19 protein-coding genes and 1 other RNA gene are annotated in these 23594 nt (G+C 69.4%); 6 read left to right on the forward strand and 14 right to left on the reverse strand.

Features of this window, described 5'->3' with window-relative positions:
• Positions 1-58: 58 nt before the first annotated feature.
• The 7 genes from ftsA to murD all read right to left on the reverse strand — a co-directional run bounded on the left by ftsA (position 59) and on the right by murD (position 9297).
• On the reverse strand, positions 59-1396 hold the full coding sequence (gene ftsA / locus KHC28_RS05155) for a cell division protein FtsA (protein WP_246564297.1): 1338 nt from the start codon (positions 1394-1396) through the stop codon (positions 59-61).
• Positions 1393-2328 (reverse strand): cell division protein FtsQ/DivIB, encoded by a 936-nt coding sequence (locus KHC28_RS05160; RefSeq protein ID WP_214007248.1) that lies wholly within the window; start codon positions 2326-2328, stop codon positions 1393-1395. Before KHC28_RS05160 ends, ftsA begins: the two co-directional genes overlap by 4 nt.
• A 746-nt stretch (positions 2329-3074) precedes the next feature.
• Positions 3075-3998, reverse strand: a complete 924-nt coding sequence (gene murB / locus KHC28_RS05165) for a UDP-N-acetylmuramate dehydrogenase (RefSeq protein WP_214007249.1) — start codon at positions 3996-3998, stop codon at positions 3075-3077.
• Positions 3995-5407: a UDP-N-acetylmuramate--L-alanine ligase gene (murC, locus tag KHC28_RS05170; protein ID WP_214007250.1), complete on the reverse strand. Its 1413-nt coding sequence runs from the start codon at positions 5405-5407 to the stop codon at positions 3995-3997. The genes murB and murC overlap by 4 nt, the downstream gene beginning before the upstream one ends.
• 106 nt (positions 5408-5513) lie before the next feature.
• The gene (gene murG, locus KHC28_RS05175; RefSeq protein ID WP_214007251.1) at positions 5514-6632 is read right to left on the reverse strand and encodes an undecaprenyldiphospho-muramoylpentapeptide beta-N-acetylglucosaminyltransferase; all 1119 of its coding nucleotides are present in this window, start codon (positions 6630-6632) and stop codon (positions 5514-5516) included.
• 10 nt (positions 6633-6642) lie between these two features.
• Positions 6643-7827, reverse strand: a complete 1185-nt coding sequence (ftsW, locus tag KHC28_RS05180; RefSeq protein ID WP_214007252.1) for a putative lipid II flippase FtsW — start codon at positions 7825-7827, stop codon at positions 6643-6645.
• An 81-nt stretch (positions 7828-7908) separates the two neighbouring features.
• Positions 7909-9297, reverse strand: coding sequence for a UDP-N-acetylmuramoyl-L-alanine--D-glutamate ligase (gene murD / locus KHC28_RS05185; RefSeq protein ID WP_214007253.1), 1389 nt, complete (start codon positions 9295-9297; stop codon positions 7909-7911).
• Between the two features lie 105 nt (positions 9298-9402).
• On the opposite strand from murD, the gene KHC28_RS05190 reads away from it, so the two are divergent.
• Complete coding sequence (locus KHC28_RS05190; protein ID WP_214007254.1) at positions 9403-10299, forward strand: MBL fold metallo-hydrolase; 897 nt, start codon at positions 9403-9405, stop codon at positions 10297-10299.
• A gap of 13 nt (positions 10300-10312) precedes the next feature.
• Here the strand turns inward: KHC28_RS05190 and mraY are convergent, their stop codons facing one another.
• The 6 genes from mraY to rsmH form a co-directional block, all read right to left on the reverse strand.
• Positions 10313-11398 (reverse strand): phospho-N-acetylmuramoyl-pentapeptide-transferase, encoded by a 1086-nt coding sequence (gene mraY, locus KHC28_RS05195; protein ID WP_214007255.1) that lies wholly within the window; start codon positions 11396-11398, stop codon positions 10313-10315.
• Positions 11399-11402: 4 nt separating this feature from the next.
• Positions 11403-12818: a UDP-N-acetylmuramoylalanyl-D-glutamyl-2,6-diaminopimelate--D-alanyl-D-alanine ligase gene (locus KHC28_RS05200; protein ID WP_246564299.1), complete on the reverse strand. Its 1416-nt coding sequence runs from the start codon at positions 12816-12818 to the stop codon at positions 11403-11405.
• A 77-nt stretch (positions 12819-12895) separates the two neighbouring features.
• Complete coding sequence (locus KHC28_RS05205; RefSeq protein WP_214007257.1) at positions 12896-14392, reverse strand: UDP-N-acetylmuramoyl-L-alanyl-D-glutamate--2,6-diaminopimelate ligase; 1497 nt, start codon at positions 14390-14392, stop codon at positions 12896-12898.
• A 135-nt stretch (positions 14393-14527) separates the two neighbouring features.
• A complete protein-coding gene (locus KHC28_RS05210; RefSeq protein WP_214007293.1) occupies positions 14528-16273 on the reverse strand; it encodes a peptidoglycan D,D-transpeptidase FtsI family protein in 1746 nt (581 codons plus the stop codon).
• A gap of 113 nt (positions 16274-16386) precedes the next feature.
• Complete coding sequence (ftsL, locus tag KHC28_RS05215; protein ID WP_214007258.1) at positions 16387-16977, reverse strand: cell division protein FtsL; 591 nt, start codon at positions 16975-16977, stop codon at positions 16387-16389.
• A 12-nt stretch (positions 16978-16989) separates the two neighbouring features.
• The gene (rsmH, locus tag KHC28_RS05220; RefSeq protein WP_214007259.1) at positions 16990-18024 is read right to left on the reverse strand and encodes a 16S rRNA (cytosine(1402)-N(4))-methyltransferase RsmH; all 1035 of its coding nucleotides are present in this window, start codon (positions 18022-18024) and stop codon (positions 16990-16992) included.
• A 258-nt stretch (positions 18025-18282) separates the two neighbouring features.
• Here rsmH and KHC28_RS05225 point away from each other — a divergent pair, with 258 nt between their 5' ends.
• The 5 genes from KHC28_RS05225 to KHC28_RS05245 all read left to right on the forward strand — a co-directional run bounded on the left by KHC28_RS05225 (position 18283) and on the right by KHC28_RS05245 (position 21972).
• On the forward strand, positions 18283-19044 hold the full coding sequence (locus KHC28_RS05225; RefSeq protein WP_214007260.1) for an N-acetylmuramoyl-L-alanine amidase: 762 nt from the start codon (positions 18283-18285) through the stop codon (positions 19042-19044).
• A 186-nt stretch (positions 19045-19230) separates the two neighbouring features.
• Positions 19231-19797 (forward strand): lytic transglycosylase domain-containing protein, encoded by a 567-nt coding sequence (locus KHC28_RS05230; protein WP_246564301.1) that lies wholly within the window; start codon positions 19231-19233, stop codon positions 19795-19797.
• Positions 19798-19880: 83 nt separating this feature from the next.
• Positions 19881-20267, forward strand: an RNA gene (gene rnpB, locus KHC28_RS05235) — RNase P RNA component class A.
• A gap of 59 nt (positions 20268-20326) precedes the next feature.
• Positions 20327-21112 carry a 4-hydroxy-tetrahydrodipicolinate reductase gene (gene dapB, locus KHC28_RS05240; protein WP_214007261.1) on the forward strand — a complete coding sequence of 262 codons (786 nt, stop codon included), beginning with the start codon at positions 20327-20329 and terminating at the stop codon, positions 21110-21112.
• Positions 21113-21195: 83 nt separating this feature from the next.
• The gene (locus tag KHC28_RS05245) at positions 21196-21972 is read left to right on the forward strand and encodes a class I SAM-dependent methyltransferase (protein WP_214007262.1); all 777 of its coding nucleotides are present in this window, start codon (positions 21196-21198) and stop codon (positions 21970-21972) included.
• Positions 21973-21998: 26 nt separating this feature from the next.
• Here KHC28_RS05245 and KHC28_RS05250 read toward each other — a convergent pair whose 3' ends face one another.
• The gene (locus KHC28_RS05250; protein WP_214007263.1) at positions 21999-23240 is read right to left on the reverse strand and encodes an extensin-like domain-containing protein; all 1242 of its coding nucleotides are present in this window, start codon (positions 23238-23240) and stop codon (positions 21999-22001) included.
• Positions 23241-23594: the final 354 nt, after the last annotated feature.

The following is a 23594-nucleotide window of genomic DNA, read 5'->3' on the forward strand; positions in this document are numbered from 1 at the left end:
CGTCCCGACTCGATTTCTGTGGTGCCGGTTCCGCCGGCGCGGATGTGATGAACCATGGTCAGAACGCCTCCCTCAGCCAGTGGCCGACGCGGGAGAAATACCCGTCGGAGCCCGCCTGGGAGACGCGGCGGCGGCCCGCCTCGAAATGTTCGAGGCCCGCCACCTGCGGATAGACGAGCAGGCCGGCGGCCACTGCGAAGGAGGCGCCGCGCACCGCCTCGGGCAGCCGGGAGATGCCGAGCGGGCGGCCGACCCGCACCAGCGAGCCGACCTGCGGCCCGAGGATCTGACCGACCAGTTCGGCATGGCCGGTGAGCTGGCTGGCGCCGCCGGTCAGCACGATGCGCCGGCCGGCATCGGCGGCGTGGCCGGAAGCGACCAGCCGGTCGCGGATCAGCTCGACGATCTCCTCCACCCGCGGGCGGATGATGTGCAGTAGCCGCGACTTCGGCACCGCGCGCGGCAGGTCGCGCTGGTCCTCGGAAATCGCCGGCACGGTGAGCATCTCGCGCTCGTCGGCGCCCACCGCGATCACCCCGCCATGCAGGCTCTTCAGCCGCTCGGCGTCGGCGAGGCGGGTGGAGAGGCCGCGCGCGACGTCGTTGGTGATGTGCTGGCCGCCGACCGCGATGCCGTCGACATGCACGCAATAGCCGTTGACCACCACGGCGACGGTGGTCGTGCCGGCGCCGAAGTCGATCAGCACGGTACCGAGCTCGGATTCGTCGTCGGCGAGCGCGGAGAGCGCCGCCGCATAGGGTGCCGCCACCATCGCCTCGACGCCGAGATGGCAGCGCTCGACGCACAAAAGCAGGTTGCGCACCGCCGAGGCGTCGGCGGTGATGACGTGCAGGTCGACGCCGAGGCGCCGGCCCAGCATGCCGCGCGGCTCGGCGACGCCGGGCACGCCGTCGATGGCGTAGCTCACCGGCAGCGCGTGCAGCACCACCCGGCCGTCGCCGACCGCGAAGGTCGAGGCGGCATCGAGCACGCGGCGGATGTCGCCCTCGGCGACCGCCGGCTCGGGCAGGTCGATCTCGGCGTTGAAATGCTCGGAGCCCAGCCGCCCGCCGGCCATGGAGACGATCACCGAGGCGATCTGCGCCCCGGCCATGCGCTCGGCGGCGTCCACCGCGCGGCGGATGGCGTGCTCGGCCCGCTCCATGTCGGCGACGGTGCCGCCCTTGATGCCATGGGCGCTGGTATGGCCGACGCCGAGCACCTCGATGGCGTGGCTGCGGCGGCGCAGGCTCATCGAGGCGTCGCGCGGCTTCAGCCGGGCGATCAGGCAGACGATCTTGGAGGTGCCGATCTCCAGCACGCCGACCACGCCGGAACGGCGCGGCGACAGCGGACGCATCTTGGGAACGATGTCGTAGGGCGCGCGCACGCTCATGTGTTGGGCGCCTTCTTCTTGGCCTTGGGATCGGGCTGGCGCGCCTCGTAGGCGGCGTCGGACAGGCGCACCGACACACGGTCGGCGAGGCGCAGGTCGATGATGGTGACGTCGCGGGTCAGCAGCTGCTTGTCGCGATCGAGCACCGCGAGTTCCTGCAGCGCCTCGGGCATGCCGGTCTCGGGAAGGCGCACGTCGATGCCGTTGCGCATCTTCAGCGTCCAGCGCCGGTCGGCGACGCGGATCGCCGCGCGCACCTTGTCGCGCACGCCCGGCACCAGGCCGAGGGCCTCGACGATTTCGGTGACGTGGTTCTGCGCCCCCTCGCCCACCACGATCGGCAGGCGGATGTAGCGCGCATCGTCGGAATAGGGGGCGATCACCGTGCCGTCGCGGGCGATGACGTTGATCTTGCCGTCCTTCTGCCAGAGCGCGAAGCCCTCGCGCTCCACCACCTGGATGTCGAGGCGGTCGGGATAGAGCTTCTGCACCGTGGCGCGCTTGATCCAGGCCAGCTGTTCGAGCCGCGTGCGCGCCTCCTCGGCGTCGAGCGTCAGCAGCGAGGAGGTCGGCTTCACGCCGGCGGTGGCGAGAATGTCGCCCGGGCTGACGTGGTTCTGCCCGGCGAGGTTCACGGTACGGATCTTGAAGCCGGCGATGTTGGCGACGCTGTCGGCCATGTCGCGCACGGTCTCGACCGCCTGCGGCATGTGACCGCCGACCTGCAGGCCGTAGGCGCCGGTCGCCGCGAACAGCGCCGCCACCAGCCAGGTGCCGGCGCCGCAGCTCGCGGCGCGCGAGCCGGCGAAGCCCACCAGCAGCCGCTTGCCGCCGATGATCGCCCGATTCGCGAATCGCGTGCGGCCGCCCTCGGCCGCCGCCTGGGGCGCCGTGGTGCGGGCCGGCCTGCTGCCGCGTCCCTGATCCGCCATGGCCGCACTCGCGCCGTATCCGGGCTTCCGACCCGGATTCAACGATTGAGCGACACGTCCTCCACCATCCATCTCACAAGCTCGCCGAACGAATAACCCGCATGGGCTGCCAGTTCGGGCATCACCGACGTCTCGGTCGTTCCGGGCTGGGTTAAGGATTTCCAGACAGACCAGGCCGGAATGATCTCCGGTCCGGTCGGCCTATCGGAAGTCCGACCTGCTGATGCCCCGACAGCCGAGCGCGTGGCGCGCCTTGGGGGACAGCATCCGTACCTTTTGGTAAATATTCGGTAAAATTCTCGCCGGCCGAATGCGCGGCGCGCCGCCCGAAGCGGGTTTTGCCCCGCAATCGCAGAACCTTAGCGCAGGAGGAATTTCTCTAGCGTCCAGAAGCGCTTCACCCGTTGGAGCCCTCGCGGATTTCCGGCGTTTTAGCGCGCATTAAGCCCGCCGGCTTTCCACGGTCGCCCACTGGAAATGCGTTAACTTTTGCCGCGCCGGCCGGCATCGGACGGCGCGTGCGGACGGATGTGCCGCCTGCTCACGCTGCCGGCCCGTGTGGCGCGCCCGATCCGGCGCCGCTCACCCCCGCCGCCGCGATTCGCGGCGCGGCGACCGGCACGCTTCCTCTCCCCCGCCACACCTCTCCCGGCCGCGGGGAGCACGTGTGGCGGGCGCTCCGCGTCTTCGAGACCGGAGCGCCAGTCCGACCACCGTCAGGCCGTAGGAGTGGCCGCGAGGGCGGCCTACGCGGCGGCGGCGCCGATCCGCTTGATCTCCCATTCCAGTTCGACGCCCGAGGCCGCCCTGACCCGCCGGCGCACCTCCTCACCCAGCCCCTCGATGTCGGCGGCGGTGGCCCCGCCGGTGTTGATGAGGAAGTTGCAGTGCATGTCGGACACCTGCGCCCCGCCGAGGGTCAAGCCACGGCAACCGGCGGCATCGACCAGCTGCCAAGCCTTGCCTCCGGGCGGGTTCTTGAAGGTGGAACCGCCGGTCTTCTCGCGGATCGGCTGCGAGGCCTCGCGCGCCTGGGTGATTCGGTCCATCTCGGCGAGGATATCGGCGGTCTCCCCCGGCTCGCCGTGGAACAGCGCATGGGTGAAAACCAGATCCGCCGCCGCGCCGGAATGCCGGTAGCTGAAGCCGAAATCGGCATTGGCCAGCACATGCACCCGCCCCTGCCGGTCGACGGCGCGGGCTTCGACAAGCCGGTCCTTCGTCTCCCCGTGATGCGCCCCGGCATTCATGCGCAGCGCACCGCCTATGCCGCCGGGAATGCCGCGATAGAAGGCGAGCCCGGCGATGCCGGCATCCGCCGCCGCGCGGGCGAGCTTCACATCCGGCACCGCGGCGCCGACCCGCAGGCGGTGTCCCTCTTCGACGACGACGTCGGAGAAGCCCCGGGCGAGGCGGATGACGACGCCCGCGACGCCGCCGTCGCGCACGATGAGGTTGGAGCCGAGGCCGATCACCGTCACCGGGATCTCCGCCGGCAGGCGGGCGAGGAAATAGGCGAGGTCGTCCTCGTCCGCCGGAGTGAACAGCATTTGCGCCGGCCCGCCGACGCGGAACCAGGTAAGCGGCGCCAGCGGCTGGTTGGCGAGAAGCCGGCCGCGCAGCTCCGGCATGCGGGCGGCGAGGTCGGCGGTCAGGTCGGGAAAGCTCACGCGCCGAACCCCTCCGCCTCGAGCTGTCCCGGCAGCGCATAGGCCCATTGGGTGATGTTGCCGGCGCCGAGGCAGATCACATAGTCCCCCGGCTTCGCCAGCCCCTTCACGAGGCCCGCCAGCGCATCGGGCGCCGGCAGCGGCTGCACCGAGCGATGCCCGCGCGCACGCAACGCCTCCACGAGGTGGTCGCGGTCCACCCCGGCGATCGGCGCCTCGCCGGCGGCATAGACATCGGCGACGATCACATGGTCGGCGTCGTTGAAGCAGGTGGCGAACTGGTCGAACAGCGAATGCAACCGGGTATAGCGGTGCGGTTGCACCACCGCGATCACCTGCCCGTCGGTCGACGCGCGGGCCGCCCGCAGCACGGCGGCGATCTCCACCGGATGATGGCCGTAATCGTCGAAAATGGTCACACCGGCCACCTCACCGGTCTTGGTGAAGCGGCGTTTCACGCCGCCGAAGCCGGCCAGCGCGGCGCGGATCTGCTCGTCGCTCGCCTTCAATTCGCGGGCGACGGCGATGGCGGCGGTGGCGTTCAGCGCATTGTGCCGGCCCGGCATCGGCAGGATGAGGTCGCGCAGCTCGTGCGCCACCCCGCCCTCGCGGTCGCGGAACAGCACCGTGAAGCGCGACTGGCCGCCCTTCAGGTCGATTTCGGTAATGCGAACATCGGCTTGCGGGTTCTCGCCATAGGTGATCACGCGCCGGTCCTCGACGCGCCCGACCATCGCCTGCACCACCGGATGGTCGATGCACATCACCGCGAAGCCATAGAACGGCACGTTCTCGACGAAGCTGCGGAACGCCTGCTGCACCGCCTCGAAGGTGCCGAAATGGTCGAGATGCTCGGGATCGATATTGGTGACGATCGCCACCTCGGCCGGCAGCTTCAGGAAGGTGCCGTCGCTCTCGTCCGCCTCCACCACCATCCATTCGCCATCGCCGAGGCGGGCATTGGTGCCGTAAGCATTTATGATTCCACCGTTAATCACGGTCGGATCGAGGTTCGCCGCATCCAGCAGCGTCGCCACCAGCGAGGTGGTGGTGGTCTTGCCGTGGGTGCCGGCGATGGCGACGCAGCTCTTCAGCCGCATCAGCTCAGCCAGCATCTCCGCCCGGCGCACCACCGGCAGGCGCTTGGCGCGGGCGGCGACCAGCTCGGGATTGTCGCGCTTGATGGCGGAGGAAACCACGAGCACCTCGGCGCCGTCGAGATTCTCGGCGGCATGGCCGACATGAACCTTGATGCCCTTCTCCGTGAGGCGCTTCACATTGGCGCTCTCGGCGACGTCGGAGCCCTGCACCGTGTAGCCGAGATTGTGCAGCACCTCGGCGATGCCGCTCATGCCGATGCCGCCGATACCGACGAAATGGATGGGACCGAGGGAGAGCGGGAGCTTCATGCGGCTATGTCCTTGTCAGCCGGACGGCGTGCGACCTTCCGGTAGGGCGGGCAGGATTAGGCGAGGCAATTAGACGAGACACACGGCTCCGTCATCCCCGCCGCCCCTAAACGTCGATCTTGGCTATTCGCAGGACGAGTTCGGCGAGGCGCTCGTCGGCATCCGCCCGTCCCATGCCGTGCGCCGCCTGCGCCACCGTCTCAAGCGCGGCGGGATCATCCATCAGCCGGACGAGCTCGGCGGCGAAGGTCTCGGGGGTGAACTCGGCCTGCGGCATCAGCAGCGCCCCGCCGGCCCGCGCCAGCGCGGTGGCGTTGACCAGTTGGTCCTGGTCGAGCGCCCCGGGCAGCGGCACCAGCACCGAGGGCCGGCCGATCACACCGAGCTCCGCCACCGTGGAGGCACCGGAACGGGCGACGACCAGATGCGCCAGCGCCATGCGCGCCGGCAGGTCATCGAAGAAGGGCGCAAGCTCGGCGCTGACGCCGAGCCGGTCATAGGTCGCGCGGGCCGCCGCCATGTCCTCGGTGCGGCACTGCTGGGTGATCCGCAGCCTTGTCCGCAGCGCCGGGGACAGCTTTTCCACCGCCGGCGGCACGATCTCGCTCATGATGCGGGCGCCCTGGCTGCCGCCGAACACCAGCAGCCGGAACGCGCCGCCCGGCGCCGGCGGCTCGAAGGGCACGCGGGCGGCGGCCTGCACGGCGGGACGCACCGGATTGCCGGTATGGTGCGCCTTCGCGTTCAGCGCGGCATCGCCCGCCACCGCGTCGGGATAGCCGAGCGCGATGGCGGTCACGCGGGGAGCCAGCAGCCGATTCGCCCGCCCCATCACGCCGTTGGCCTCATGGATCAGCGTCGGTCGCCCGGAAAGCGTGCCGGCCAGCAGCGGCGGCACGGTAGGGTAGCCGCCGAAGCCGATGATCGCGGCAGGCTTCAGCCGGCGCACCAGCGCCAGCCCCTTCACCAGCCCGGTGCCGAGCGCCAGCGCGGTCTTCGCCAACGCCACCGGCGAGCGGCCGCGCATGGTGTCGGCCGGCAGCACGTGCAGCTGGCGAGCGGGGAAATGACCGGCATAGCGCGCCGCCCTCTCGTCGGTCGCGAGATCGACGACGACGCCGCGCCGCGCGAGCGCATTGGCTAGCGCCTCGGCGGGAAACAGATGGCCGCCGGTACCACCGGCGGCAATGAGAACGAGGGGCGCGTCGCCCGATCCGCCGGCCATCGCCCGGGCCTCACGCGGCCGCGGGAGCCGGCGGCGAGGCCGGCGATCCCAATCGGGTGCCGAGCCGCTCCAGCTCGGCCAGCGTGGCGCTGCGCGGGCGGCGGCGGGTCAGCGCCAGCAGCATGCCCATGCCGAAGGCCAGCGACAGCAGCGAGGAGCCGCCATAGGAGACGAAGGGCAGCGTCATGCCCTTGGCGGGCATCATGTGCAGGTTGACCATCATGTTGATGCAGGACTGCAGGCCGAACAGCATGGCGAGCCCGGCGACCGCGAAACGCACGAACGGGTCCTCGTCATGCATCGCCCGGCTCAGCGACCGCAGCACGATGAAGGCGAACAAGCTGGCGATCATCATGCACAGCACGGCGCCGAACTCCTCCGCCGCCACGGCGAAGATGAAGTCGGTGTGCCCGTCCGGCAGCATCTTCTTGAAGGTGCCCTCGCCCGGCCCCTGCCCCAGCCAGCCGCCATTGAGGAAGCTGTCGATGGCGAGGTCGATCTGGTAGGTGTCGCCGGATTCCGGGTCGAGGAAGCGGTCGATACGCTTGGTAACGTGCGGCACCAGGTGATAGGCGAGGAACAGGCCGGCGGCGCCGATGCCGCCGAGGCCGACCACCCAGATCATCCTGAGACCGGCGAGAAAGAACAGCCCGCCCCACACCAGCGAGACCAGCATGGTCTGGCCGAAGTCCGGTTGCAGTACCAGCGGGGTGATGACGCTGCCGAGCAGCGCCACCGCCATCATCTGGCCGGGCATCTCCGGCCGGCGCACGCTCTCGGAGAACAGCCAGGCGGCGATGATGACAAAGCTGGGCTTGATGAATTCCGACGGCTGGACGGCGATAGGACCGATATTGAGCCAGCGCCGCGCGCCCTTCACCTCCGGGCCGAACACCAGCGTCGCGAACAGCAGCCCGAGACACACGAGGAACAGCACCAGCGACACCCGGCGGATATTCTTCGGCGACAGGAAGGAGGTGCCGATCAGCACGACCAGGGCCGGCAACAGGAACATCACCTGGCGGTTCACGAAATGGAACGGATCGGCGATGCCGAGACGGGACGCGACCGGCGGACTCGCCGCCAGCGACAGCACGATGCCAATGATCATCAGCGCTGCCAGCGCCCCGAGAAGCAGACGGTCCACCGTCCACCACCATTCGCCGACCACGGTCCTTTCGGCACGCGAAATCATGGAACGCCACTCTCCTGAAGCGGGCAGCCCCCGCCGCGTGGCAGTATCGTCCGGTTAAGGTTGACGGACGCTTAAAGGAGATCAGCCGCCGGGCAGCGATTGCACCAGCGCGCGGAAGCGGTCGCCGCGCACCTCGAAATTCGGGAACTGGTCGAAGCTCGCGCAGGCGGGCGAGAGCAGCACCACCGGATGGCCCGCCTCCGGGCCCGACGCGTCGCGGGCGGCGGCGGGGATGGCGTTCTCCAGCGTGCCGCATATCTCGAACGGCACGTCGTCGCCGAGCGTCGCAGCGAAGGCCTCGGCCGCCTCGCCGATGAGATAGGCCTTGCGTACGCGGCCGAAGAACGGGCGCAGCGGCTCGATGCCGCCCGCCTTCGGCTTGCCGCCGAGGATCCAGTAGATGTCCTCGAAGCTGGTCAGCGCCCGTTCCGCCGCATCGGCGTTGGTCGCCTTGGAATCGTTGACGAACAGCACCTTGCCGATGGTCCGCACCTGCTCCATGCGGTGGGCGAGGCCGGGGAAGCTCTTCAACCCCTCGACGATCACCTCCGGCGCGAGCCCGAGGGCCCGGGCGGCGGCGAAGGCGGCGGCCGCGTTCTGGGCATTATGCGCGCCGCGCAGCGAACCGATGCCGGCGAGCGGCACGGTGAACACGGTGCGCCCGCCCTCGCGCACCTCGAGCGCATCGCCTGCGAGGCAGATGCCGTCGGCGAGATCGTGCAGCACCGAGATGCGCACCAGCCGGCGCCCGGCTGCTTCCAGTCGGTCGGCGATGGCGCGCGACCAGTCGTCATCGACGCCGACTACCGCCGTGCCGCCCGGCGCCACGCCGGCGACGAGCCGTTCCTTCACCTCGGCGTAATGCGTCATGTCGCCATGCCGGTCGAGATGATCGGGCGACAGGTTGAGCAGGATGCCGACGCTGGCATCGAGGCTCGGCGCGAGGTCGATCTGGTAGGACGAGCACTCGATCACATGCACCCGTTCCGGCGCCGGCGGCGCGAGCGACAGGATGGCCGGCCCGAAATTACCGCCGATCGGCGCCTCGCGGCCGGCGAAGCTGAACAGATGCGCGATCAGCGCCGTGGTGGTCGATTTGCCATTGGTGCCGGTGATCGCCACCATCGGCGAGCCCGGCGCATGAGCGCGACGCTCACGCACGAAGAGTTCGATGTCGCCGATCACCTCGACCTTGGCGGCCTTGGCCAGCTCGACGCTCCAATGCGGCTTGGGGTGGGTAAGCGGCACGCCCGGCGCCAGCACCAGCGCCGCGACGCCGGTCCAATCGAGCCCGCGCAGGTCGGCGGTCGGGATGCCCGCCGCCTCCGCCTTCGCCACCGAGGTCGGCGAATCGTCGAACGCCGTCACCTCGGCGCCCCCGGCGATGAGCGCCTGCGCGGTGGCGAGGCCGGAGCCGCCGAGGCCGAACAGGGCGACGCGGCGGCCACGGAAGCTGGTGACGGGGATCATGATGGGGAACCTCGGCAGGACGGCGCCCGGATCGGGCACATCTGGCTAGCGCATTTCGGCGCCGGATGGAAAGATCGCCGCACCGGCCAGCATTGCGAGACCAACATGACCCGCCCGACCCTGCTCCCGCTCGGCTCCACCCTGCGGGTGCTGCGCCCGCATCCCAGCATCCTCGCCTTCTACGACGGACGCATCGAGGGCGCGCGGGCGCATTCGGCGGCGCCCAACTGGCTCGACGACGGCGCCTATGCGCTCGGCGTCTGCGTCTATGCGGTGATCGACGGGTCGGAGGCCATTCTCTACGACACCCACATCTCGCTCACCCATGCGCGGATGATGCGCCGAACCCTCGAAGAGGCCGGCGTCACCTCGATCCGCGTGGTGCTCAGCCACTGGCACGACGACCATGTCGCCGGCAACGAGGTGTTCGCCGATTGCGAGATCCTCGCGCTCGACAAGACCGAGGCCGCCCTCGCCGCCCATCGCCAGGAGCTGGAAACCGGCGAGCCGCCGATCCGCCCGCTCGTCATGCCGAACCGCATCATCTCCGGCCCGACGGAGCTCGCCGTCGGCCGGCTGAAGGTGCAGCTCGAGCCCGCCGAGATCCACAGTCGCGATGGGCTGATCCTGCTGCTGCCCGATCTCGGCATCATGCTCGCCGGCGACACGCTGGAAGAGCCGATCACCTATGTCGCCGAGCCGGACCGCCTCGCGGTACATGTGGCGGAGCTCGAACGCATCAGGTCGTGGGGCTACGAGCGCATCCTGCCGAACCATGGCGCGCCGGAGGTCATCGCCGCCGACGGCTACGGGCCGTCGCTCATCGACGCCACCATCCGCTATGTGAAGAAGCTGCTGCGGCTCGACATCGACATGGCGCTGGCCGACCAGGACCTGTCCACCTTCATCGCCGGCGACCTCGCCGATGGCGTGCTCACCTATTTCGCGCCCTATGAGCAGGTACACGCCGACAATGTGAAGAAGGTGCTGGCCGCCCGGTAGAACGGGCCGCCGCTCACCGCAGCTTCAGCGTCGACAGACCGATCAGCGCCAGCACCACGGCGATGATCCAGAAGCGGATCACGATCTGCGGCTCGGTCCAGCCCAGCTGTTCGAAGTGGTGATGGATCGGCGCCATCTTGAACACGCGCTTGCCGGTGAGCTTGAAGGAGATCACCTGCACGATCACCGACACCGCCTCCAGCACGAACAGGCCGCCGATCACCGCCAGCACGATCTCGTGCTTGGTGGCCACCGCAATGGTGCCAAGCAGGCCGCCCAGCGCCAGCGAGCCGGTGTCGCCCATGAATATCTGCGCAGGCGGGGCGTTGAACCACAGAAAGCCGATGCCCGCGCCGATAAGGGCACCGCAGATCACCGCCAGTTCGCCGACGCCGGCGACATAGTGGATCTGCAGGTAATCGGCGAACAGCACGTTGCCGGAGAGGTAGGAGATCAGCCCGAAGCTGCCGGCGGCGACCATCACCGGCACGATGGCGAGGCCGTCGAGCCCGTCTGTGAGATTGACCGCATTGCCGGCCGCGACGACCACGAAGGCGCCGAACACCACGAAGAACCAGCTGAGGTCGATCAGAAGGTCCTTGAAGAACGGGAAGGCCAGCGAGGAGGACAGCGGCTCGCGGCCGACATGCATGATCACCACCGCCGCGATGCCGCCGATCAGGAATTCGAGGGTAAGGCGTGCCCGCCCGGACAGGCCGGCATGGGTCTGCTTGGTCACCTTGAGATAGTCGTCATAGAAGCCGATCAGCCCAAAGCTGATGGTGACGAACAGCACCACCCAGACATAGGGATTGGAAAGATTGGCCCAGAGCAGGGTCGCCACCATCAGGCCGGAGAAGATCATCAGCCCGCCCATGGTGGGCGTGCCCTTCTTGGTGAGCAGGTGCGATTGCGGCCCATCGGTGCGGATCGGCTGCCCCTTGCCCTGCTTCAGCCTGAGCAGCGCGATGATCGCCGGCCCGAACATGAAGACGAACAGCAAGGCGGTGATGATCGCCCCGCCGGTGCGGAAGGTGATGTAGCGAAACACATTGAGCGCCGGAACGCTCTCCTGGAACTGGGCCAGCCATTGAAGCATCGGATCAACCTTCCGCCGAGGCGTCGTCTTTAACAGGGAATCGCTCGGCGAGTGCGCGGACGAGCGGCCCCATGCGGCTGCCGTTCGACCCCTTCACCACGAGCACGTCGCCGCCGCGCAGGCGGTCGGCGAGCAGCGGCAGCAGCGTCGCGGCATTGGGCGCCCAGGCGCCGCGGCGGTTCTCGGGCAGCGCTTCGTGCAACGCCCGCATCAGCGGCCCGGCGGAGAAGACGAGATCCGCCCGCCCCGCCTCGGGAGCGAGGCCGCGATGGAGATCCTCGCCCATCGCGCCGAGTTCCAGCATGTCGCCGAGCACCGCGATGCGCCGGCCGCGCCCCTCGACCGGGGTACCGGCGAGCACGGCGAGTGCCGCGCGCATCGAGGCCGGGTTGGCGTTGTAGCTCTCGTCGATCATCAGCGCCATGCCGCCCTTCACGGCGAGCGCAGTGCGCACTCCCCTCCCCGGCGGCGGGCCGAGCGAGGCGAGCGCCAGCGCGGCGAGGCAGAGATCGGCGCCGGCGAGCTTGGCCGCCGCCAGCACCGCCAGCGCGTTCTGCACGATATGGCGGCCGGGCAGGCCGATCTTGAAGCTCACCGTCTCGCCCAGGATCTCGGCGAGCGCGGTCGAGCCGTTCGGCTGTAGTGCGACGCTGAGCAGGCGCGCCTGCGCCGCCACCGACTGGCCGAAGCCGATGATGGTGTCGATGCCGGCGGCGCGAGCGGCGGCGGCCAGCCGCTCGAAATGCGGGTTGTCGCGGTTGAGCACCGCCGCCCCGCCCGGCTCGACCCCGGCGAAGATCTCCGCCTTGGCGTCGGCGATGGCTTCCACATTGGGAAACTGGGCGATGTGCACCGGCTCCACGGTGGTAATCACCGCCACATGCGGGCGCACCATGGAGGAAAGCGGGGCGATCTCGTCGGCATGGTTCATGCCGAGCTCGAAGACGCCGTAGGCAGCATCGGCCGGCAGGCGCGCGAGCGACAGCGGCACGCCCCAATGATTATTGTAGGAGGCGGCCGAGGCGTGGGTAAGCCCGTCGGCGCCGAGGGCCAGCAGCAGCGCCTCCTTGGTGGTGGTCTTGCCCACCGAACCGGTCACCGCGACGATGCGGCCGCCGCAGCGGGCCCGCGCCGCCCGGCCGGCATCCTCCAGCGCCCTCAGCACATCCTCGACGATGAGCGCCGGCATGTCCGCCGGCAGCGTGTCGAGCTTGGCCCGCGCCACCACGCACAAGGCCGCGCCGCGCGCGGCGGCGCCGGCGGCGAAGTCGTGGCCGTCACGGTCGCCGGTGATGGCGAAGAAGGCATCGCCGATCTTCAGCGTACGCGAATCGATGGACACGCCGCCGATGGGCGCGTCCACGACCACGCCGCGCAGCGTGCCGCCGGTGGCCTGCGCCAGCTCCGCCGGCGTCCACAACGGTGCGCGACGTGCGGTGTCAACGCTTTGCGAAGCGCCAACCGGCCGCGAAACGCCTGTGCCCTGCCCATCCATGGCTATCCCCCAAAGCTGCCGAGCGCCGCCCGCGCGACGTCGCGATCGGAGAACGGCAGGGTCCGGTCGCCCACGATTTGGCCGGTTTCGTGACCCTTGCCGGCGATCAGCACCACATCCCCGGCTTCCGCCATGCCGATCGCCGCCGCGATCGCCTCGGCGCGATCGCCGATCTCGCGTGCCCCCGGCGCCGCGTCGAGAACCGCCGCGCGGATGGTCGCCGGATCCTCGCTGCGCGGATTGTCGTCGGTGATGATGACGACATCCGCCTTGTCGGCGGCTATGGCCCCCATCAGCGGGCGCTTGCCCTTGTCGCGATCGCCGCCGCAGCCGAAGACGACGATGAGACGGTCGCTCGCATAGGGCCGCAGGGCGTCGAGCGCGTTGGCGAGCGCGTCCGGCTTGTGCGCGTAGTCGACGAAGACGCCGGCGCTGTCCTTGGTGCCGACCAGTTCCAGCCGGCCCGGCACGCCCTCCAGCCGCTCCAGCGGCGTCAGCGCATCCTTCATGGCCGTGCCGGTGGCAACGGCGAGGCCGGCGGCGACCAGGGCGTTCGCCACCTGGAAGGCACCGACTAATGGCAGGCGGAGCGTGCGGCGCCGGCCGTCCGCCTCCACTTCGATGAGCTGCCCGAGCCCGTCGTCGCGGCGTGACAACAGCGCGATGCCGGCGCCGGCGACGCCGATACCGATCACTTCCAGCCCACTATCGGCGGCGAGATCGGCGACATGCCCACCCTCGGTGCTGTCGACCCACACCGCCGCGCCGCCGCCGCGCGGAATGAGATGGCGGAACAGCCGCAGCTTGGCCTCCAGATAGGCCTCCATGCTCGGGTGATAATCGAGATGGTCGCGCGAGAGATTGGTGAAGCCGCCGGCCGACAGCCGGACGCCGTCGAGCCGATGCTGATCGAGCCCGTGCGAGGAGGCCTCCAGGCACAGATGCGTCACGCCCTCGCCGGCGAGGTGATCCAGCGTGCGGTGAAGCGCGATCGGATCGGGCGTGGTGAGAGAGCCGTACACCGCACCGGACGGTGTCACGACGCCGAGCGTGCCAAGGCTGGCGCTGGCATGGCCGAGATGCTGCCAGATCTGGCGGGTGAACGCTGCGACCGACGTCTTGCCGGAGGTACCGGTCACCGCGGCGATGGTTTCCGGCTGGCGTGGGAAGGCGTTGGCGGCGGCGAGCGCCACCGCCCGGCGGGCATTGCCGACCCGCACATAGGAGACGTCCTGCGGCAGGTCGGCCGGGCGCTCCGCCTCGCCGACCACCGCCGCCGCCCCGCGCGAGACCGCTTCCCGGGCGAAGGCCATGCCGTCCGCCTTGACGCCGGCAAGCGCGAAGAACACGTCGCCGCAGCGCGCCTTACGGCTGTCCAGCACCGGTTCGGCGACATCGAGGGCCGGATCGGCCGCGTCATAATCGGCGTCGTCGCCGATCAGCGCGCCGAGGGTACGGATCGTGGATGCCGGCGGAGAGGAGTGCGGAATGTCAGTCATGCTCGCCGTTCCGAACGACCGCGCTGAACCCGCGGGAAGACGACCGCGCCCGCTGCGCAGCCGGCCGATTGCCCCCTGCTGCGGGCAATATCCGATTCCGATGACCTTGCGCAGGGGAAATCGGCACGCGCCACATCATTGTACCTGAGCCACCTTGTTGGAGGACAGGATGCTCTCGACCGGCGGCACTTCCTTGCGCGGCATGATGCCGAGCAGCGGCGCCACGCGCTGGATGATGCGCGCCGAGGTCGGCGCGGCGTTCCAGCCGGCGGTGGCGTAGCCATAGGTGCCTTCCACCGCCTGCGGCTCGTCGAGCATGATCAGCATCAGATATTGCGGGTCGTCCATCGGGAAGGCGGAGATGAAGGAGGTGAGCAGCCGGGTCTTGGAATAGCGCCCATTGATGACCTTCTCCGCCGTGCCGGTCTTGCCGCCGACATAGTAGCCGGGCGAGTCCGCCTTCTTGGCCGACCCCTTCTCGGCATTGAGGCGCATCAGATAGCGCATCTTGGTGCTGGTCTCGGGCTTGATCACCCGGGTGGCGATCTGCGCGGCCTCTTCCGGCGTACGCTTGAGGAAGGTCGGCGGGATCAGCCAGCCGCCATTCACCAGCGCGTTCTCGGCCATCAGCACCTGGATCGGCGCGACGGCAAGGCCGTGGCCGAAGGCGATGGTCGCGGTATTGAGATCGCCCCAGCGCTTGGGCACCAGCGGCATGGCGCTCTCGGGCAGCTCGGTCCGCAGGCGGTCGAGCTGGCCCATCTTCTTCAGGAACGCCTTGTGCGCGTCGACGCCGAGCGTCAGCGCCATGCGCGCCGTGCCGATATTGGAGGAGACGAGGAACACCTCCGGCAAGGTCAGCACGCGGTTTTCCGCATGGTAGTCGTGGATCTTGAACCGGCCGAACGACAAGGCGCCGCGCGCATCCAGCGTCGAGTTGAGGTTGAACCTGCCGCTGTCGAGCGCCATGGCGAAGGTGAGCGCCTTGAAGGTGGAGCCCATCTCGAACACGCCGGTGGTCAGGCGGTTCAGCGCCTTGGGGTCGAGCGCCTTGGCCGGGTCGTTGGCGTCGAAGTCCGGCAGCGAGGCCATGGCGAGGATCTCGCCGGTGCGCACATCGGTGATCACCCCGGCCGCCGCCTTGGCCTTGAACTTCAGGAAGGCGGCGTTGAGCTCGTCGCGCAGCACGTGCTGCACCCTGAGATCGAGGGACAGCTCCACCGGCTCCTGCTGGCGGTCGGTGGCGAAGCCGGCGAGATGCAGCTCGGAAAGCCCGCGGCTGTCGATCCATTTCTCCAGGCCAGCAATGCCCTGGTTGTCGATATTGACCGATCCGAGGGTGTGCGACGCGAGGTTGCCGCCGGGATAGATGCGGCGGTTCTCGGTCATGAAGCCGATGCCCGGCAGGCCGAGATTGTAGATCTCGCGCTGCTGCATCGGCGAGATGTCGCGCTTCAGCCAGACGAAGCCGCGCTTGCTGTCGAGGCGCAGGCGCATCTCGTCGGTATCGACGCCGGGCAGCACCGCCGACAGCGCTTCCACCGCCTCGTCGACGTCGATCAGGCGCTTGGGCTCGCCGAACAGCGAGGCGGAGCGCACATCGGTGGCGAGGATGCGGCCATTGCGGTCGAGAATGTCCGGACGGGCGGAAGCCACCGCGTCCGAGGACATGCCGCGCCGGCTGAGCGCCCCCTCCGGCGAGGAGGCGAACATGGCGAGCCGCCCGCCAATCGCGAGATACACCGTGCCGAACACCAGCATGCACAGGATGAGGCGCGCCCGCGCCACCGCATGCGCCTCCGGCCGCCCGCGCCGCGCCGCGCTGCGGATCACCCCGATCAGGGCCCGCAGCGCGCGACCGGGCAGGCGGAGGAACCACATCGGCACTGCGGCAAGGCGCAGCTTCGGAGCCGTCGGCACCGGCAGGCGCAGCTTGGGCAGGCGCGAGCGGAGCTTGGAAAGGCCGGACGCAATCACCAGGCGACCTCCAATACTTACTGGCCAACCGCTGCCGGCGGCAGCAGCGGCATGGGCGACATCATGGGCGCCGTCGCCATCGGGCGGGCGGACGGCGGGGGAAGCGGCGAGCCGAGCATCGGCGCATGCGTCGGCGCGAGGGCCCCGGCGGCCGGCACGGCGGAAAGCGGCAAGGCCCCGTTCGGGCGCGGTGCGGCCGAGGCGGGAGCGATCGGCGCGCGGGCCACCGGCTTGGGCACCGCCGGCTTTGCCTGGCTGGTCGGGATCGCCGCGCCGGTCGGGCTGTCGACCAGAGCCTCGATCATGCCGCCGAGCGCGTCGCCGGCCGCGTCCGGCTTGGCCGGCAGGCTGGCGAGCATGTCCATGCGGGTGACGTCCAGCGGCTGCATGTCGAGATGATGCTCGGCGAGCGCCTGGATACGGTCCGGCGCCGTGCGCCGCGCCCATTCGGCATTCAGCGTAGCGATGCGGTCGCGCTCCCAGCGGATCTCGTCGCGCAGCTTGGCGATCTTCTGCGCCTCGAAGGCCGAGGCATATTTCACGTGATAGACCGCGCCCGCCGCCGCCAGCAGCGCGATCACCGAGATGAAATTGAGGATGCGGAACATGTTTCTCGGTCCTCAGTGATGGCGGCTGCGCGCATCGAAATCGGGAAGCGGCGGCAGCAGGGAATCAAGGTCGCTCGCCTCGCGCGCCGGCGCCGCGGTGCGTTCGCCGGCCCTGAGCTTGGCCGAGCGCGCGCGCGGATTGACGCGGGTCTCGGCATCGCCGGGCTCCACCGCCCCCTTGGCGATGAGACGGAAGCTCGGCGGCGCGCTCGCCACCGCCGGCAGGTGGCGCGATCCGGCCGCCGGCTTGGCACGGGCGTTCAGGAAGTTCTTCACGATGCGGTCTTCCAGGGAATGGAAGGTGACGACCACCAGTCGCCCGCCGGGCTTCAAGACGCGTTCGGCCGCCGCCAGCGCGCGGGCGAGCTCGCCGAGCTCGTCATTCACCGCGATGCGCAAGGCCTGGAAGCTGCGGGTCGCGGGATGCGGCTCGTGCGGCTTCGCCCACACCACCTTGGCGATGATGTCGGCGAGCTGCAGCGTGCGGGTGATCGGGGCTTCCTCGCGCGCCTTGACGATGGCGCGGGCGATGCTGCGCGACTGCCGCTCCTCGCCGAAGCGATAGATCAGATTGGCGAGTTCGGCCTCCGGCAGCCGGGCGACATAGTCCGCCGCCGACAGCCCTTCCCCCGACATGCGCATGTCGAGCGGGCCGTCGCGGCGGAACGAGAAGCCGCGCTCGCCCTCGTCGAGCTGCATCGAGGAGACGCCGATGTCCAGCACCACGCCGTCGACCTCCGGCGCGCCGAGCATCGCCGCCACCTGGTCGAGATTGCCGAAACGATCCTCGCTCACCGCCAGCCGGCCGGGATGGGCGAGCACCAGAGGAGCGCTCGCCGCCACCGCGGTCGGATCGCGGTCGATGGCGATCACCCGGCAATCGGCCGCGCCGAGGATGGCCCGCGTGTAGCCGCCCGCGCCGAACGTGCCGTCGACATAGACGCCGCCGTCCTTCGGCGCGAGATGCGCCAGCACCTCGGCGAGCAGCACCGGGACGTGGCGCTCTCCATTGTCGGCCGGAGAATCGGGTGGCAGGGACGGCGCCATCATGCGTCTCCGGCCGGCATCCGGCTGCCCGCACCGGCGCACCCGCGAGCGACGGCGCGGCGCGAAGGGATGCGCCGTACCGTGGAAGGCAAACGGGTGGCAGGCAGTTTCGGGCATGCAGGACTATGGGACATCGGCGGGACGCTGGTCGGGGCTGCGACGCGACGCGCCGAATCCCCCGGTTTCGATCCGCGATTAACGCTCTCTGAACCTTAAGAATCGGTTGAACCGGGCGCAGGAGCCGGTTAGCTCGCTGCCATGGACGACGTTCCGACCTTTACCGCCGACTCGCCGCTGGCCGCCGACGTGCTCGCCTCGCCCAACCATGGCGAGCGCCTCGGCGTCGCCGTGGCGGACATGCTGCTGCTCCACTACACCGGCATGCAGAGCGCGGAAGAAGCCGTGGCCTGGCTGCGTTCGCCGGAAAAGGCGGTCTCGTGCCACTACGTGGTGCACGAGGATGGACACATCGTGCAGCTGGTGCCGGAATCCCGCCGGGCCTGGCACGCCGGCCTTTCCTCATGGGCCGGCGCGACGGACATCAACTCGCTGTCGATCGGCATCGAGATCGTCAATCCCGGTCATGATTTCGGCTATCCGCCCTTCCCCGCCCGCCAGATCGAGGCGGTGACGGCACTCAGCAAGGACATCGTCACCCGCCTCGCCATCCGGCCCGAGCGCGTGCTGGCGCATTCCGACGTCGCGCCGTTGCGCAAGCAGGATCCGGGCGAAAAATTCCCGTGGGACATCCTGCATCGCGCCGGGATCGGCCATCTGGTCGAGGAAGAACCGATCAGCGACGGCCGCTATTTCATGCGCGGCGAGTCCGGCCAGCCGATCGAGGCGCTGCAGGCCATGCTCGGCTTCTACGGCTACGCGGTTCCGGTTACCGGCACCTATTGCGAGACCACCGAGGCGGTGGTGCGCGCCTTCCAGCGCCATTTCAGGCGATCGCGTGTCGACGGCGTGGCGGACGTCTCCACGCTCGCCACATTGTATGCCCTCTGCACGTCCCGGTAGGCAGGTTCCGCAGGGACCGCCCATCTATTCGTCTACCGTGCCAGGACACCGCCGGCGACATCATCCTGCGCCAAGGCGGGCGCCAGCGAAACAATCGTGCCGTTTCGTTGCCCATCGGCCACAGCGGCACGTGCGTCAAGTCCGCACGCCTACGTATTTCCTAATTCGTGGACAATTGAAGCCTCATTGGAAACAGATTTTCCATCGCATTTCCCGGTCTCCTTCATCGACCCGGAAAGGCCGTTACCGCGCATGCCTCATAATACTCTCACGTTTCGTACTGCGTTTTTCACTCTCTTGACTGTCATATCCGGCGCGAACATCGCCAGCGCCCGCCCTATCACTGAAAACAAAAGCTTCGAAGAGGCTTCTGGTTCCAAATCATCCATTGTTGCTCTCGTCGACCGTGAAGCACGCGCCAACGGGGTTCCAATCGCTCTTGCCCGCGCCGTGGTGCGCATCGAGAGCAACTGGAACCCCGGTGTCACCGGCAGCGCCGGCGAAGTCGGCCTCATGCAGATCAAGCCCCTCACCGCGCGCGGCCTCGGCTATCAGGGCACCCGCAAGGCGCTCTACGATCCCGCGACCAACATCAAATGGGGCATGCGCTACCTCGCCGGCGCCTATCAGCTCGCCGCCGGCGATACCTGCGGAACCGTGATGCGCTACCAGGGCGGCCACGGCACCACCCGCATGTCGAACATCGCCCGCAGCTATTGCAGCAAGGCCCGCACCCTCATGGCCTCCAACTGAGGACTGCGCGCGCGCCGCGCAAGCGGTTGAAGGTTCTGCGTCACGGCTTGACGGGCGCGCGCGTCTCCCTCATTGCTCCCCAGCCAGCCGGCCGGGCGGCCGCGTCGCCCGCAAGGGCGCCGAGGAAAGTCCGGGCTCCACGAAGACACGGTGCCGGATAACGTCCGGCGGGGGCGACCCCAGGGAAAGTGCCACAGAAATCAAACCGCCACGGGTGCGCCCGCGGCAAGGGTGAAACGGTGGGGTAAGAGCCCACCGCGCGGCCGGCAACGGAAGCGGCACGGCAAACCCCACCGGGAGCAAAGTCGAATAGGGGTGACACGAGACCGGTTCGCCGGTCTCACGTCCGTCTTCGGACCGTCGCCCGGGTTGACTGCTAGAGGCGTCGAGCAATCGGCGTCCCAGAGGAATGGCCGCCACGCGGGAGCGATCCCGCCTTACAGAACCCGGCTTACAGGCCGGCTGGCGCTTTCCCCGCTGCGGCACGGGGTGTATTCGGCATGACATCGGTCCTTCTGGAGTTCCGTGCATGCCCATCCGTATTCTGCTCGCCGGCGCCACCGGCTGGGTCGGCCGCGCTCTCGCCCCGGCCATCGCCGACGCCCCCGATCTCGAACTCGTCGCCGGCGTCTCGCGCTCCGCCGCCGGCACCTCGATCGACGGCGCCCCGGTCTTCGCCTCCATCGAGGAGGCGCTCTCCATCCCTTCCGACGTGCTCATCGACTACACCAAGCCGAACGTGGTGAAGACGAATGCCGCCGCCGCCATCGCCTCTGGCCGGCATGTGGTGGTCGGCACCTCCGGCCTCGGCGCGCCGGACTATGCCGAGCTCGACGCGCTGGCGCGCGAGAAGGGCATCGGCGTGCTGGCGGCCGGCAATTTCTCCATCACCGCTACCCTGCTGAAGCGCTTCACCCTGGAAGCGGCGAAATATGTCGCCGATGTCGAGATCATCGACTACGCCTCCGCCGGCAAGCCCGACGCTCCCTCCGGCACAGCGCGCGAGCTGGCCGAGACGCTGGCCGGCGTCCGTCGCCCCGCGACAAGCCGGCCGGTCGAGGAGGTGAGCGGCGTGCCCGCCACCCGTGGCGGCAGCTTCGGCGAGGGAGCCACCCGCGTGCAGGTACATGCGCTGCGGCTGCCCTCCTTCGTATTGGGCGTGGAAAGCGTGTTCGGCGCTCCGGACGAGCGGCTGACCATCCGCCATGACGCCGGCTCTTCGGCGGCTCCCTATGTCGGAGGCACGCTGCTGGCCGCCCGCAAGGTCGGCGGCTGGACCGGCGTGCGGCGCGGCCTCGACACGCTGCTGGACTGAACGCCGACCGATCGGGCCGCGCGTGCGGCAGCACGCGCCGGTTCCGGGCCAACCTCCCCTGACCGCCAATGATCGGACGGCCGATGACCACTCCCCCGCCGCCGCAAAAGCTCGACATGTTCGGTGTCATCCAGCACGTCCAGGGCGATGCGCCCTGGGGCTCCGTGCTTGATGCCGGGACCGGCGTGCGGTCGGCGCGCTGGATCAGCGGCCTGCCGTCTTCCCGCTGGACCGCCGTCAGCGCCGATCCCGAGCATCTGACGCTCACCGAAGCGGCGGTCGCCACGGCGCGGCGACCGCAGGACCGGCTGGTGCTCGGCAATTGGCAGGATCCGGCCCTGCTCGCTGGCGAGAGCCACGACACGGTACTGGCCGAATATCTTCTCGGGGCGATCGAGAGCTACGCGCCCTATTTCCAGAGCGACCTGTTCGCGCGCCTGCGGCCGCTGGTGCGCGGCCGGCTCTATGTCGTCGGCGTCGATCCCTATGTGATCGGCGCGGCCGCCGACGAAGCCGGCGCTCTGGTCCCCGCCATCGGCCGGCTCCGCGACGCCTGCGCCCTGCTCGCCGGCGTGACGCCCTACCGCGAATACCCGGCGGAATGGGTCATGCAGCGGCTGGAGCAGGTCGGGCTGCGCATCGTCTTCGCCCGCCGCTTCCCCAATGTCTACGACCGGCAATGGGTGGAACGGCAGTTGGTCGACGGTCGGCAATTGGCGGAGCGGATAGACGATCCCGCCGTCGCGGCGGCATTGACCAGCCGCATCGACGCCCTGCGCAAGCGGGCGGAAGAGCTGTTGGTGGGGCATGGCGGGCTCGCCCATGGCCATGACTATGTGATCGCGGCCGTACCCGTCTGACTTGCAGGGCTCCGCTCGATGGAGGGTCAATCCTCGCCGGAGACGGCAGGCGGAGGCGGAATCGGCGTCGCGATATGCCGCTCGGCTGCGTAGGCGCGTTTGGTGGGGGTGATCGAGCCCGTCGTCGCCGGATCGATCCCGAACCAGCGCATCACCATCGGAATGCCGGCCGGCGGTAACGGCACGCCATTCGGGCGAGGCGGCTGCGCGGCCGGAGCTGGCGCGGGATAGCCGGACGCCGGAGCGACCTGCGTCGGATAGCCTTGAGCCGGATAAGTCTGGGCGGGATAGGCTTGGGCGGCAGGCGCGCCATAGGGCTGGATCGGCGCGGGATAACCCGGCTGCGCCAGCGGTTGCGGCGCCCCAGGGCTTGGATAGCTGGGGCTGGCATAGGTCGGCTTCGGGTAGGATGCCGGCGGCTGTGGCGCGGCCGGCGGCGGCGACAACACCATCGGCTCACCGACGGGCGCGTCCATCTCCTCCGGCTCGGATTCGGAACCGGGCGCGGCGGCCGGCGGCGGGTAATAGGCCGGCGTGGCCTGCGGCGGCGCGGCCACCATCGGCGGCGCCTTGTAGACCGGCAGATTGGGCGGCGTCGGCAGTACCGGCATGGGCTTGCAGGTGGTGCGGCCGGACGCGCTGCGCATCAAATCCACATGGATATGGTCGTAATGATAGATGTTCGACCCCGGCGCGAGCACGACGGTGAAGCGCTGACAGGCGGTGGCCTGCACGGTGCGGAGGAAGCCGCGCTCGTCGGGGCGGCCCTTCCAGCCGGTTTTCACCAGGATTTCCCGGCCGTCGGCAAGTACAAAGCCGCCGACGTCGAAGCCGTTGCCGAAGGCGTGCTCGGAAACCTTGCCGGTCGCCGCGCCGTTCATGTTGCGGCAGGAATAGGACGACATCTGTTTGATCTTGGCCACCGGCTGGCCGAACCAGGCATAGGCGGCCGGCTGGATGTCCTCGGCGACCCAGCGGTCGAGCGAGGCTGTCATCGGGCAGGCCAGCGTCGCCTTCGGCGCCACCTCGACCGAACCCTGGTTCAAGCCACTGATCCTGAAGGGATGATCCATGCCGCACGTGCCGGCCCCATTGATGGGGGCCATGGGCACGATGGTGGCGGAAGGCTTCACCAAGCCCTCCGCCAGACATCGCTCTTCAGCCTCCGAGCGCCAGGGTTCCCGCCGTTCGAACGGCGAGAACTTGCAAGCGGAGAGCCCCAGAAGGACGAGCGGGGCTACGATAAACCAGGATACGCCGCGCGTCATAGCGACAAGCTAGGCGTGATTTGGTTGACACCGCGTTAAGCATGACCGGCAGCCTCCAAGAAATATCGGCGCCGGCCAAAGCTTTTCGATTGGTTAATATTTACGGTTTTGAAAGTATTAACCGACGCGCATGCCTCGCCTCGCCGTCCAGTGGGGTGGCCGATGGGGCCGATTTGGCGGGCGGGTTGTCGGGTGAGGCCAGCGTGGCGGGGCGCCTCGGGCCTGCGGCCGGCTCTGAACGCGAAGGGCGCCCTCCCGGGTGGGAGAGCGCCCTCTGCCGTGTGTCGATGTCGCGATGGCGACGAACGGGCCGGGAAGCCGGGGACGGGATCCGCCCGATCACTCGGACGGGGT

Source organism: Ancylobacter sonchi, from assembly GCF_018390695.1.
Lineage (GTDB): Bacteria > Pseudomonadota > Alphaproteobacteria > Rhizobiales > Xanthobacteraceae > Ancylobacter > Ancylobacter sonchi.

Bases quoted from the DNA above. Each gene is read 5' to 3' on its own strand.
- ftsA (WP_246564297.1), bottom strand. From the start codon at position 1,396: ATGAGCGTGCGCGCGCCCTACGACATCGTTCCCAAGATGCGTCCGCTG.
- KHC28_RS05160 (WP_214007248.1), bottom strand. From the start codon at position 2,328: ATGGCGGATCAGGGACGCGGCAGCAGGCCGGCCCGCACCACGGCGCCC.
- murC (WP_214007250.1), bottom strand. From the start codon at position 5,407: ATGAAGCTCCCGCTCTCCCTCGGTCCCATCCATTTCGTCGGTATCGGC.
- murG (WP_214007251.1), bottom strand. From the start codon at position 6,632: ATGGCCGGCGGATCGGGCGACGCGCCCCTCGTTCTCATTGCCGCCGGT.
- ftsW (WP_214007252.1), bottom strand. From the start codon at position 7,827: ATGATTTCGCGTGCCGAAAGGACCGTGGTCGGCGAATGGTGGTGGACG.
- murD (WP_214007253.1), bottom strand. From the start codon at position 9,297: ATGATCCCCGTCACCAGCTTCCGTGGCCGCCGCGTCGCCCTGTTCGGC.
- KHC28_RS05190 (WP_214007254.1), top strand. From the start codon at position 9,403: ATGACCCGCCCGACCCTGCTCCCGCTCGGCTCCACCCTGCGGGTGCTG.
- mraY (WP_214007255.1), bottom strand. From the start codon at position 11,398: ATGCTTCAATGGCTGGCCCAGTTCCAGGAGAGCGTTCCGGCGCTCAAT.
- KHC28_RS05205 (WP_214007257.1), bottom strand. From the start codon at position 14,392: ATGACTGACATTCCGCACTCCTCTCCGCCGGCATCCACGATCCGTACC.
- KHC28_RS05210 (WP_214007293.1), bottom strand. From the start codon at position 16,273: ATGTGGTTCCTCCGCCTGCCCGGTCGCGCGCTGCGGGCCCTGATCGGG.
- ftsL (WP_214007258.1), bottom strand. From the start codon at position 16,977: ATGTTCCGCATCCTCAATTTCATCTCGGTGATCGCGCTGCTGGCGGCG.
- rsmH (WP_214007259.1), bottom strand. From the start codon at position 18,024: ATGGCGCCGTCCCTGCCACCCGATTCTCCGGCCGACAATGGAGAGCGC.
- KHC28_RS05225 (WP_214007260.1), top strand. From the start codon at position 18,283: ATGGACGACGTTCCGACCTTTACCGCCGACTCGCCGCTGGCCGCCGAC.
- dapB (WP_214007261.1), top strand. From the start codon at position 20,327: ATGCCCATCCGTATTCTGCTCGCCGGCGCCACCGGCTGGGTCGGCCGC.
- KHC28_RS05245 (WP_214007262.1), top strand. From the start codon at position 21,196: ATGACCACTCCCCCGCCGCCGCAAAAGCTCGACATGTTCGGTGTCATC.
- KHC28_RS05250 (WP_214007263.1), bottom strand. From the start codon at position 23,240: ATGACGCGCGGCGTATCCTGGTTTATCGTAGCCCCGCTCGTCCTTCTG.